We start from the raw sequence: 11,831 nt of genomic DNA on the forward strand, positions 1-11,831 counted from the left end.
CGGTTTCGGCGACGCGCGGGAGCTTCGTTGACTCCCTATGCCGGCCGGGGCCGGTGCGCAAGAATCTGATGTGTCGCCCGCCACGGAGAAAGGCTGCACCATGGACCCGAACACGACCGCCGAGCGCACCCGAAACCCGACCTGGCTCCTGCTCCTGCGCATCGCGGTGGGGGCGAGCCTGGCCGCGCTCCTGTGGGAGTTCGTCACGGCGGGTCAGCTGATCACGTACAACATGGACGCGCTGCCACTGCACTACGGCGGCGCCTTCGCTCTGCACGCGGCCTCGGGGGTGCAGCTGCTGGCCGCGGTCCTGGTCTGGCGCCTGCCGGGGGCCGGATCACCCGGCGGCCCCGGGCACGACCGGCTGGTGGCCGCGGTGAGTCTGCTGGCGTTCGTGGTGGGCTTCCCACAGGCTGCCCTGGGCACCTACGGACCGCTCCAGGCGCACGTACCGCTGGCGATGCTGTTGGTGGCACTGGTCGTGTGGTCGGCGGTCCTGGTCTTCAGCCGACGCCGCACCGGATAAGGACGACCGGCGCTCCCGCACGGCGGCGGCGCCCCCTCGTGCAAGGAGCGCCGCCGCCGGTTTCATGTCCTTCGTGTGCCTCTAGACGAGGAAGCGCGCGATGAGCGGGTCGATGGTGACGGCCACGAACAGCAGCGCCAGGTAGGCGTTGGTGAGGTGGAAGAAGTTCATCGTCTTGAGCTGGGCTCCGGTCACGCCCGCCAGGGAGCGGCTGAGCAGGCGGTGCGCCTGGATGACCAGCAGGGCGCCCAGGACCAGGGCGACCACGCCGTAGAACCAGCTGGTCCCGGCCACCGGCCAGAAGATCAAGGAGACGATCACGGTCGCCCAGCTGTAGAGCACCGACTCCAGCAGCACCCGGCGGTCGCTGGCGACCACGGGCAGCATCGGGACCTTGGCGGCCGCGTAGTCCTCGCGGTAACGCATGGCCAGCGTCCAGGTGTGCGGCGGCGTCCAGAAGAACACGACCAGGAAGAGCACGAACGGCGCCCAGTCGAGGCTGTTGGTGACGGCGGCCCAGCCGATGAGGACCGGCATGCACCCGGCGATGCCGCCCCACACGACGTTCTGCGCGGTGCGTCGCTTGAGCAGCATCGTGTAGACGAAGATGTAGAACGCGATCGCGAAGACCGACAGCACGGCCGAGAGCGTGTTGACGAACACGAGGAAACCGACCGTGGAGCCGATCGCCAGCGTCAGGCCGTAGACGAGGGCCCCGCGCGGGGTCACCAGGTCCATCGCGCCGGGGCGCTGGCGGGTGCGACGCATCTCACGGTCGATATCGCGGTCGATGTAGCAGTTCATCGCGTTGGCGCTGGCCGCGGACATGGTGCCGAACACCAGGGTGGCGACCGCGGTCCACAGCGGCGGCACACCTCCGGCGGCGACGAACATCACCGGAATGGTGGTGATGAGCAAAAGCTCGATGACGCGGGGCTTGGAGAGCGCGACGTAGGCACGGGCGTGCTCGCCGAAAGAGGCCTTGCGGGGGGCCTCGACGGCGGCGGCTACGGGCTCGCCGGTCTCTTCGGTATGGGGTGCACGGTTGGTGAGGGCCATCAGTTCCGCGTCCTCACGTCCGGAAGCACTCGTGTCCCCTGGGGGGCCGGCTCGGTTTCAGACACGCGGATACCTCGACAACTCTTAGGGATTTCGACACTGCTCGCCACGCGGGGTCGACCGGACCGACAAAGCGGCAGGATCAGCGAAAACCCCGTCAACGACATACTGTAGTACTTCCTCGCGCAAACCAGTGACCAGCCCCCTCCGTACGGGTGGCCTCCGCCCCGGACGGCCCGCGGCCCTGGTCCCGGGCGCCCGTTGCCTCCCGGTGTCCGGCGCCCGCGGGTGTACAGAAGGTTCGCACAGGCCCCACCGTGCTTCCAACGTGCCACGCGCCCCGGAAGGGGACCGGCGCCTACCCCACAGGCCCCTAACGAGGGCCCAAAGGGAACCCAAGGGGCGGGCACGAACCCGTACACCTTGCGGGTTACCTCCCGGTAAGTGGAGGTGTCGGGCAACCACACTCCCGACCACGGACGATAGGCTCACAGTCGGCCCTGTTCTCGGTCCCTTCACCGTGGGACCGCGCTCCGGTCGCCATGGCCAGACGCTGGGGCAACGGCGCTCTGGCCCGGGTGACCAAGCCGAAACTCCGTGCCACGGGTGCCACGGAGTCACGTCCACAGCCGAAGCCGAAGACGAACCCGCCCTCCAGCACTCCCCCGTGGCCCGCCCGACCGGCGGGTCGCCCGCAGGGTGCCCGGCGATAACCATGCACACACAACCCACACCCGCCCCGGAACCGGGTGCACGGGTACCCGAGAAGGAGAACGAAAGTCCGTGAACGCCCACACCCCGCAAAACCTGGAGTGGTCGGACCTCGACCTCCGTGCCGTCAACACGGTTCGGGCGCTGGCGATGGACGCGGTAGAGAAGTCGGGTAACGGCCACCCCGGCACCGCGATGAGCCTCGCGCCCGCCGCCTACCTCCTCTTCCAGAAGGTCATGCGGCACGATCCCGCCGCGCCCGAGTGGGTGGGCCGGGACCGCTTCGTGCTGTCGATCGGCCACTCCAGCCTCACGCTGTACATCCAGCTCTACCTGGCCGGGTACGGCCTCACCCTCGACGACCTCAAGGCGCTGCGCCAGTGGGACAGCCTGACCCCGGGTCACCCCGAGGTCGGCCACACCGCCGGTGTGGAGACCACCACCGGCCCGCTGGGCCAGGGTGTGGGCAACGCCGTCGGCATGGCCATGGCGGCCCGCCGCGAGCGCGGCCTGTTCAACCCCGAGGCCGGTCCGGGTGCCAGCCCCTTCGACCACCACGTCTACGCCTTCTGCTCCGACGGCGACGTCCAGGAGGGTGTGAGCCACGAGGCCAGCGCCCTGGCCGGGACGCAGAACCTGGGCAACCTCATCATGATCTGGGACGACAACCAGATCTCCATCGAGGACGACACCCGCATCGCGCACAGCGAGGACGTCGTGGCCCGCTACGCCGCCTACGGCTGGCACGTGGAGGAGGTCGACTGGACCGCCACCGGCGAGTACGTCGAGGACGTCGACGCCCTCTACCAGGCGATCCTGCGCGGCAAGGCCGAGACCGAGCGCCCGACCTTCATCCGTCTGCGCACCGTCATCGGCTGGCCCTCGCCCAACAAGCAGAACACCGGTGGCATCCACGGCGCGGCGATCGGCGCCGACGAGATCTCCGCCACCAAGGAGATCCTCGGCCTGCCCGACGAGCCCTTCGCCGTCGAGGACGCCGTGATCGAGCACACCCGCAAGGCGCTGGACCGCGGCCGCGACGCCCACGCCGAGTGGGACGGGGCCCTGCACGCCTGGCGCAAGGGCGCCGAGGAGCACGGCGAGCTCTTCGACCGCCTGCAGTCGGGCAAGCTGCCCGAGGGCTGGGAGAAGTCCCTGCCCACCTTCGAGGCCAGCGACAAGGGTGTGGCCACCCGCAAGGCCAGCGGTGAGGTGCTCAGCGCCGTCGCCCCGGTCCTGCCGGAGCTGTGGGGCGGTTCGGCCGACCTGGCCGGGTCCAACAACACCACGCCCAAGGGCGAGCCGTCGTTCCTCCCGTTCGACCGGGCCAGCTCGATGTTCCCGGGCAACCCCTACGGGCGCGTGCTGCACTTCGGCATCCGTGAGCACGGCATGGGTTCGATCCTCAACGGCATCGCCCTGCACGGCCCCACCCGCCCCTACGGCGGTACCTTCCTGGTGTTCAGCGACTACATGCGCCCGGCCGTCCGCCTGGCCGCGCTGATGAAGCTGCCGGTCACCTACGTGTGGACGCACGACTCCATCGGCCTGGGTGAGGACGGCCCGACCCACCAGCCGGTCGAGCACCTGTGGGCCCTGCGCGCCATCCCCGGCCTGGACGTGATCCGTCCGGCCGACGCCAACGAGACCGTGGTGGCCTGGCGCGAGGTCATGGAGAACGCCGACCGCCCGTCCGCGCTGGCCCTGACCCGGCAGAACGTGCCCACCCTGGACCGTGACGTGCACGGCTCCGCCGAGGGCACCGCCAAGGGCGGTTACGTGCTGGCCGAGGCCTCCGACGGCAGCCCCGAGGCGATCATCATCGCCACCGGCAGCGAGGTGCAGCTGGCCCTGGCCGCCCGCACCGAGCTGGAGGAGGCCGGTACGCCCACCCGCGTGGTCTCCATGCCGTGTGTCGAGTGGTTCGACGCCCAGAGCGAGGAGTACCGCGAGGAGGTCCTGCCGTCCTCGGTGCGCGCCCGCGTGTCCGTCGAGGCCGGAATCGCCATGGGCTGGCGCTCCTACGTCGGCGACGCCGGCGTGTCGGTGAGCCTGGAGCACTTCGGTGCCTCCGCTCCCTACCAGACGCTGTACGAGAAGTTCGGCATCACCTCTGAGGCCGTCGTCGCGGCGGTCCGTGACAGCCTGGCCAAGGCCGGAAGCTGACGACGCGGGCCCGCCGGGAGGATCCCCGGCGGGCCCGCCCCGCTGTGTGAACCAGGGCCGACGAGGCCCCGTGAGGAAGGCGTGAGAAGCACATGAGCACCGCTCTGAAGGACCTGGCCGAGGCCGGTCAGTCCGTCTGGCTGGACGACATCAGCCGTGACCGGCTGCGCACCGGCAACCTGGCCGAACTGCTGTCGACCCACCACGTCACCGGCGTCACCTCCAACCCCTCCATCTTCGACAAGGCGCTCGCCGAGGGCGACGCCTACGACCTCCAGGTGCACGAGCTCGGTGTGCGCGGGGTCTCGGTGGGCGAGGCCGTCCGGCTGCTGACCGCCTACGACATCCGCTGGGCCGCGGACACCCTGCGTCCGGTGTACGAGTCCACCGAAGGCGTGGACGGCCGGGTCTCCCTCGAGGTGGACCCGCGCCTGGCACGCGAGACCGTTCGCACCGTCGCCGAGGCCAAGTCGCTGTGGTGGCTGGTCGACCGGCCCAACCTGATGATCAAGATCCCGGCGACCGTCGAGGGCCTGCCCGCGATCACCCAGGTGCTCGGGCTCGGCATCAGCGTCAACGTGACCCTGATCTTCTCCCTGGAGCGCTACCGCGCGGTCATGGAGGCGTTCCTGGAAGGCCTGGAACTGGCCAGGGAGAACGGCTACGACCTGTCCCGGATCCAGTCCGTGGCGTCGTTCTTCGTCAGCCGGGTGGACTCCGAGGTAGACAAGCGCCTCAAGGAGATCGGCACCCCGCGCGCCGAGGAGCTGCTCGGCCGCGCCGCCATCGCCAACGCGCGCCTGGCCTACCGCGACTACGAGGAGGTCTTCTCCTCCGAGCGCTGGAAGAGCCTGGCCGCCGAGGGCGCCACCCCGCAGCGTCCGCTGTGGGCCTCCACCGGGGTGAAGGACCCGGCGTACTCGGACACCCGCTACGTCACCGAGCTGATCGCCCCGGGCACCGTGAACACGATGCCGCAGGCCACCCTGGACGCCACCGCCGACCACGGCGAGGTCACCGGCGACACCGTGCGCGCGGGCTACGACTCCGCCCAGGCCGACCTGGACGCGCTGGCCGAGGCGGGCGTGGACCTGGCCGACGTGACCCGTCACCTGGAGGAGGACGGCGTGGTCAAGTTCGTCGACTCCTGGGAGAGCCTGCTCGGCCGCCTCACCATGAAGCTCGACGAGCTCTCCTGACCCGGGGCCCGCTTCCCGATCACCGACCCGCGTCCGCGCCCGAGCCGCGCGGACGCGGGTTCCACCAGCCACCACCAGGCCGTTCCTGACAGGAAGAGACGGAACCCGTGAAAGAACCGGTGATGCCGGGAGCGGTACCCAACCCGCTCCGCAACGCCCTGGACCGAAGGCTCCCCCGTATCGCCGGGCCCAGCGTGCTGGTGCTGTTCGGCGTCACGGGCGACCTGGCCCGCAAGAAGCTCCTGCCCGCCATCTACGACCTCGCCAACCGCGGGATGCTGCCGCCGGGCTTCGGCCTGGTCGGGTTCGCCCGCCGCGACTGGGAGGACCAGGACTTCGCCGCCGAAGCCTACGAGGCAGTGCGCGAACACGCCCGGACCCCGTTCCGCGAGGACGTGTGGCGCCAGCTCAGCGAGGGTGTGCGGTTCGTGCAGGGCGACCTGGACGACGACGCGGCCTTCGACGAACTCGCCCGCACGGTGCGCGAGCTGGACGCCGACCGGGGCACCGGCGGCAACTACGCGTTCTACCTGTCGCTACCGCCCAAGCTGTTCCCCACCGTGGTCACCCAGCTCAAGCGGTGCGGTCTGGCCACCCCCGAAGAGGGGGAGGGGACCGGAGGTGCCACACCGTGGCGCAGGGTGGTGATCGAGAAGCCGTTCGGCCACGACCTGGAGAGCGCCAAGGAGCTCAACGCGGTGGTGGACGACGTCTTTCCGCCATCGTCGGTGTTCCGCATCGACCACTACCTGGGCAAGGAGACGGTCCAGAACATCCTGGCGCTGCGCTTCGCCAACACCCTGTTCGAGCCGCTGTGGAACCGCAGCTACGTGGACCACGTGCAGATCACCATGGCCGAGGACATCGGCGTGGGCGGTCGCGCGGGCTACTACGACGGCATCGGCGCGGCCCGCGACGTCATCCAGAACCACCTCCTGCAGCTGCTCGCGCTCATCGCGATGGAGGAGCCGGTCTCCTACAGCGCGGACGCGATCCGCGCCGAGAAGGAGAAGGTCCTGTCCGCCGTCACGCTCCCCGACGACCTTGCCAAGGGCACCGCGCGCGGTCAGTACGCGGCCGGGTGGCAGGGCGGCGCGGCGGTACCCGGCTACCTGGAGGAGGACGGCATCCCGTCCGACTCGGTGACCGAGACCTACGCGGCGCTGAAGCTGGACGTGGGCACCCGCCGCTGGTCGGGGGTGCCGTTCTACCTGCGTACAGGCAAGCGGCTGGGCCGCCGGGTGACCGAGGTGGCGCTGGTGTTCCAGGCCGCCCCACAGCAGATGTTCGCGCGCAGCGACGTCAGCGAGCTCGGCCAGAACGCCCTGGTACTGCGCATCCAGCCCGACGAGGGCGTGACCCTGCGGTTCGGGTCCAAGGTGCCGGGCGCCTCCATGGAGGTGCGCGACGTGAGCATGGACTTCACGTACGGGCAGTCCTTCACGGAGGCCAGCCCCGAGGCCTACGAGCGGCTCATCCTGGACGTGCTCATCGGCGACCCGCCGCTGTTCCCGCGCCAGGAGGAGGTGGAGCTGTCCTGGCAGATCCTGGACCCGGTCGAGGAGTACTGGGCCAAGGCGGGCCAGCCAGAACAGTACGGTTCGGGCACCTGGGGACCCGAGTCCGCCCACGAACTGCTCACCAGGGACGGCCGCCAGTGGCGCCGCCCGTGACCACCGTCCGCCCCGGGAGGAACAGATGACGCTCTATCTTCCGCGCACCACGACCTCGCAGATCACCGAGGCGCTCATGGCCGAGCGGCTCAGTGTCGGCGGGGGCGCCATGAACATGGTGCTCACCCTGGTCATCGTCACCGACGAGGCCGACCACTACGACGCCGTGCGCGCCGCCACCGAGGCCGGACGCGAGCACCCCTCGCGGGTGGTGGCGCTGATCCGCCGCGACCCGGGGGCCGAACCGGCCATCGACGCGGAGATCCGCCGCCCGGGCACCTCCGGTCCCGGCGAGGCGGTGCTGTTGCGCCTGTACGGACCGCTGGGCGAGCACCCCGACTCGGTGCTCACCCCGCTGCTGGTCCCGGACGCGCCCGTGGTGGTCTGGTGGCCAGGCCAGGGTCCCGCCGACCCGGCCGCCGACCCGGTCGGCAAGCTGGCCCAGCGAAGGATCACCGACGCTTTGCGCGCCCCGGATCCGGTAGCGGACCTGATGGAGCGGGTAGCCCACTACCGTCCGGGTGACACGGACCTGACCTGGACACGGCTGACCCCGTGGCGTTCGCTGCTGGCCAGCGCCATGGACCAGCCGTGCGGCTGGGTGACCTCGGCCAGGGTGACGGCCGAGTCGCACTACCCGAGCGCCGAGCTCCTGGCCGCCTGGCTGTCCGAACGACTGGAGGTGACCGTGGAACGCGGTATCTCCGACGGGCCCGGCCTGACCGAGGTCCGGCTGACCACCGACCAGGGGGACGTCACGATCTCCCGGGTGGACGGCCGAGTAGCGACACTGTCCAGGACCGGGCAGCCCGACCAGACGGTGGCGCTGGCCCGACGCGGCGCCGCCCTGGCGCTCGCCGAGGAGCTGCGCCGCCTGGACGCCGACGAGACGTACGCGAGCGCGGCCCGCCACCTGGGGTCGAAGCTCGCTGGAAGCGGAGTAGAGGGATGAGCGAACCGGAGATCGTCCGCACCATCGACGCCGAGCAGCTCGCGCAGAGCGCGGCGGCCCGGCTGGCGAAGCTGATCGTGAGCGCCGAGGCGGCCGAGCGCGAGTTCCACCTGGTGCTGACCGGCGGCGGTGTGGGCATCAAGACCCTCGCCGCCCTGCGGGACGAGGCCAAGGGCAGCGGGATGAAGTGGTCGCACGTGCACCTGTGGTGGGGCGACGAGCGCTTCCTGCCCGAGGGTGACCCCGAGCGCAACGAGACCCAGGCCTGTGAGGCGCTGATCGACGACATCGACATCCCGGCGCACAACGTGCACCCGATGCCGTCCTCGGACGGGACCGACAACCACGACGCGGTACGGGGGGCCACCAACTACTCGGCGGCGCTGTCCGTGGCGGCGAGGGGGCGCGGCCCGGTACCCGAGTTCGACGTGTGCCTGCTGGGTCTGGGCCCGGACGCGCACGTGGCCTCGCTGTTCCCGGGGCTGCCGGGCGTGCACGAGGACGAGGCCGCCGCGATCGCGGTGTACGACTCCCCCAAGCCGCCGCCGACCAGGATCAGCCTGGCCCTGCCCTCGATCCGCAGCGCCCGCCAGGTGTGGCTGCTGGCCTCGGGCGAGGGCAAGGCCGATGCGGTGCGCCTGGGCATAGCCGGAGGCAGCGTGGACGAGGCCCCGGTGGCCGGTGCGCGCGGTGCCGAGAAGACGGTGTTCTGGGTGGACGAGGCGGCTGCCTCCAAGCTCTAGCGATACACGAACGCCCCGGCCAAGGAGATCCTTGGCCGGGGCGTCGTCATACAGGGGATCAGATCCAGACCACTTCCCCGCCGACCCGGTTAGCGAGGGTCTCGGGGTCCCTGATGAGGTGGGTACCGCCGCCCGCGATCCGGCGGGCCATGCCGCCGTCACCGTCGGGGTGGGTCACCCCGTAGTAGTAGTGCTCGGTGGTGTCGGTGTCCTCGTCCCAGACATCCACATAGAACGCGCGGGGGTGGGCGGGCTCATCGGGCTTCTGATAGACAGAGTTCGAGTCACGGTGGTGGTCGTCCTGCACGGGCATCCCCTATCAGTGGCTCACCAGGCCCGGACGGTCTGCTTGGTAGGTGTTCCGTCCGGGCCGCCTTTGTATCGGCTTGAAGGCCATCATCCCTGTGACGACCATCTCACCCTCTGCTAGGCTTACACATGTCAATCAGAATCACAAGCTTGTACACCAAGAAGCCTTGAGTGATTTGTGAATCGAAAGGAGTTGCGGGATGGCGAAGGCGAAGACCGCCACACTGCGGAGCCGTTGGCTGGGCCGTCGTCTCCGCGAACTTCGTGAAGCCTCCGGGATGAGCATCGAGGAGGTGGGCGAGTTCCTCCAGCGCAACATGGGAACCGTCAGCCGCTTCGAGAACGGCATCTACCCGGTGCGTCGACCGGACATGATGGCCATGCTCGACCTCTTCGGGGTGAACGACTCTCGCCACCGCGAGAACCTGATGCGGCTGAGCGAAAGCGTCTGGCAGACCGGCTGGTGGGACGGCTACCCGGACGAGTTCACCGAGTTTGTGGACTTCATCTGGTTGGAGGCTCAGGCCGTGGAGCAGCGTCTGTTCGACACCACGCTTCTACCTGGGCTCCTCCAGACCAAACGCTACGCGGAGACCGCCATCCGCACGGCGGAATTCGACAAATCAGAAGAGCACATCGTGCAGGGGCTGGAGGTGCGTCTCCAACGCCAGGAGCTCCTCAACCAGGAGAACCCGCCCACCATGTTGGTGCTCCTGGACGAGTCTGTGCTCTATCGACAGGTGGGCTCCGCCGAGGGCATGCGTGAGCAACTCGCCCACCTGCTGGAACTGTCGAAGCGCCCCAACATCCAGCTACGCGTGCTGCCGTTCACGGTCGGGGCCCATGAAAGTCCCGAAGGCGCGTTCCAGTACTTCGTGATGGATGACCCCTACCCCGACGTGGTGTACGCCGAGACCCCCAACGGCGCCATATACCTGGAGCAGGCGGAGGCTGATCCCGTGGCTCAGCGATATGATCGTTTGTGGGAGAAGTCCCTGAGCACAGACGCAACCGCCGAGCGCATCTCGGCGCTCATCGAGGAGCCATCGTGACCCCCGAGCCGACGTTCCAGCAGCTCTCCGAGCAGGAACGCGCCACCATCAACTGGCACATCAGCACCTACAGCTCCAACGGCGGTGCCACCTGTGTAGAAGCCGGACCGTTGGGTGATGGTTCCGGCCGGGTCGCCGTTCGCCACAGCCAGCACCCCGAGGGCACCCACATCGTCTATACCCGTCAGGAGTGGGAAGCCTTCACCAAGGGCGTCCGCGCCGGAGAATTCGACTTCCACAGCTGAACCCGAGCACAACGAAGCGGCCGTATACGCGGCCGCTTTGTCATGTCCGCACCCAGTGGTCAACGGCCAGCACCTTCCAGTGTCCCGGAGAGAGCCTCCACCGGGATGCTGAGGTAGCAGACGATCTCCCTGTAGCCAGACTCTTCCCAATCTGAAGCCTGCGGAACCAGCGACCAAGAGTAGATCTCGGAGCTCGGGTACTCGACACCCACGAAGCTCTCGAAGTTCTCCCCCTCACACGCCTCCACGGCAGCCGCACTCACCTCAGCCTCGCCAGGGAAATCACCCTGGGGGAGCTCCTCGACATGAAAAACCTCGAACTCATGCGGCTCGGAGCAGTCAACGACCTCAACCACAGAAGCACTCACACTCGCCGGGTCATCCTGGTCGAAGCAGTCCCCGACCCCGACGCCCAAGGCATTGCTTTCTCCGAACAGGCCACAGGCACTAAAACTGACGGCCGAAAAACCAGCCAGAACCGTAATCGACCCGAAACGAACGACTTGGGACCGCGAGCACACTGAAAAACTCCAATACCTTCAGAGAAATCCATCAATTATAAAAATAAGCAACCAGATAGCATCCCCAAAATTTCAACCCCTGGACAGCGCGCCAGCGAACCTACCTCCACACATCCGCTTCAATTTCATCATCAGGCCAGTCTTCATCAACCAGCAGCGGACATGAAATGGAACCATGGAGGACCCTGTAGAGAAATTCGGAGAAATTAACATTATATTTATACCAAACCCCCTTGCTCCCCACGAGAACCGGCCAGTCATCCGAGCAGCCCTCAACCATCTGCCAGTACAAACTGGAAGAAGTGCTGGTAGAGCCAAACTTCAGAAGCTCCGAAAACCGGATGAATTCACCCTGATTCACTACCGAAGCATGACCGTAACCATCATCGACATAGAACCCCTCCTCCCCTTCAAATGCCCTCCGAAGTGCTTCTTGAGCAGGAGGATGACTGCGCACCAAACTTTCTGGACCCATTATTCCAATGTACTCATCCAGAGAAAACTGGGGAAGGGATCTCATGACCCGCAAGTAATCTTGAGGAAAACTCGCCCCCAACCCATTCTCAAGAGCGGGCACATCAATCGAACCGACATCCGGCAAGGAGCTCGAAAAAGTCGCCACAAGCCACTCGGAATAATCCACTTCAACCCCCTGAACTACTTTTCACAGGCAGC

Annotated in this window: 12 protein-coding genes; 8 read left to right on the forward strand and 4 right to left on the reverse strand. The window is 68.0% G+C overall.

Going from position 1 to position 11,831, the window contains the following annotated elements; translation table 11 throughout:
• Positions 1-100 precede the first annotated feature (100 nt).
• Positions 101-526, forward strand: a complete 426-nt coding sequence (locus D457_RS0120700; RefSeq protein WP_017582584.1) for a hypothetical protein — start codon at positions 101-103, stop codon at positions 524-526.
• 81 nt (positions 527-607) lie between these two features.
• Here the strand turns inward: D457_RS0120700 and D457_RS0120705 are convergent, their stop codons facing one another.
• Positions 608-1,585: a heme o synthase gene (locus D457_RS0120705; RefSeq protein WP_017582585.1), complete on the reverse strand. Its 978-nt coding sequence runs from the start codon at positions 1,583-1,585 to the stop codon at positions 608-610.
• Between the two features lie 783 nt (positions 1,586-2,368).
• On the opposite strand from D457_RS0120705, the gene tkt reads away from it, so the two are divergent.
• The 5 genes from tkt to pgl all read left to right on the forward strand — a co-directional run bounded on the left by tkt (position 2,369) and on the right by pgl (position 9,029).
• The gene (tkt, locus tag D457_RS0120710) at positions 2,369-4,462 is read left to right on the forward strand and encodes a transketolase (protein ID WP_017582586.1); all 2,094 of its coding nucleotides are present in this window, start codon (positions 2,369-2,371) and stop codon (positions 4,460-4,462) included.
• A 92-nt stretch (positions 4,463-4,554) separates the two neighbouring features.
• Entirely contained in the window at positions 4,555-5,661 is a 1,107-nt protein-coding gene (gene tal, locus D457_RS0120715; protein ID WP_017582587.1) for a transaldolase, read from the forward strand.
• A gap of 122 nt (positions 5,662-5,783) precedes the next feature.
• The gene (gene zwf / locus D457_RS0120720; RefSeq protein ID WP_026116852.1) at positions 5,784-7,334 is read left to right on the forward strand and encodes a glucose-6-phosphate dehydrogenase; all 1,551 of its coding nucleotides are present in this window, start codon (positions 5,784-5,786) and stop codon (positions 7,332-7,334) included.
• A 25-nt stretch (positions 7,335-7,359) separates the two neighbouring features.
• Complete coding sequence (locus D457_RS0120725) at positions 7,360-8,286, forward strand: glucose-6-phosphate dehydrogenase assembly protein OpcA (protein WP_017582589.1); 927 nt, start codon at positions 7,360-7,362, stop codon at positions 8,284-8,286.
• Complete coding sequence (gene pgl, locus D457_RS0120730) at positions 8,283-9,029, forward strand: 6-phosphogluconolactonase (protein ID WP_017582590.1); 747 nt, start codon at positions 8,283-8,285, stop codon at positions 9,027-9,029. Before D457_RS0120725 ends, pgl begins: the two co-directional genes overlap by 4 nt.
• Before the next feature lie 58 nt (positions 9,030-9,087).
• On the opposite strand, the gene D457_RS0120735 is transcribed toward pgl, so the two are convergent.
• Positions 9,088-9,342 (reverse strand): hypothetical protein, encoded by a 255-nt coding sequence (locus D457_RS0120735; protein ID WP_017582591.1) that lies wholly within the window; start codon positions 9,340-9,342, stop codon positions 9,088-9,090.
• Positions 9,343-9,538: 196 nt separating this feature from the next.
• Here D457_RS0120735 and D457_RS0120740 point away from each other — a divergent pair, with 196 nt between their 5' ends.
• Positions 9,539-10,390 carry a helix-turn-helix domain-containing protein gene (locus D457_RS0120740; protein ID WP_017582592.1) on the forward strand — a complete coding sequence of 284 codons (852 nt, stop codon included), beginning with the start codon at positions 9,539-9,541 and terminating at the stop codon, positions 10,388-10,390.
• Positions 10,387-10,635: a DUF397 domain-containing protein gene (locus D457_RS0120745; protein ID WP_017582593.1), complete on the forward strand. Its 249-nt coding sequence runs from the start codon at positions 10,387-10,389 to the stop codon at positions 10,633-10,635. Before D457_RS0120740 ends, D457_RS0120745 begins: the two co-directional genes overlap by 4 nt.
• A gap of 59 nt (positions 10,636-10,694) precedes the next feature.
• Here D457_RS0120745 and D457_RS0120750 read toward each other — a convergent pair whose 3' ends face one another.
• A complete protein-coding gene (locus D457_RS0120750) occupies positions 10,695-11,051 on the reverse strand; it encodes a septum formation family protein (protein ID WP_017582594.1) in 357 nt (118 codons plus the stop codon).
• Positions 11,052-11,256: 205 nt separating this feature from the next.
• The gene (locus D457_RS35885) at positions 11,257-11,799 is read right to left on the reverse strand and encodes a hypothetical protein (protein WP_152514305.1); all 543 of its coding nucleotides are present in this window, start codon (positions 11,797-11,799) and stop codon (positions 11,257-11,259) included.
• Positions 11,800-11,831 lie beyond the last annotated feature (32 nt).

The organism is Nocardiopsis valliformis DSM 45023, assembly GCF_000340985.1.
Classification (GTDB): domain Bacteria; phylum Actinomycetota; class Actinomycetes; order Streptosporangiales; family Streptosporangiaceae; genus Nocardiopsis; species Nocardiopsis exhalans.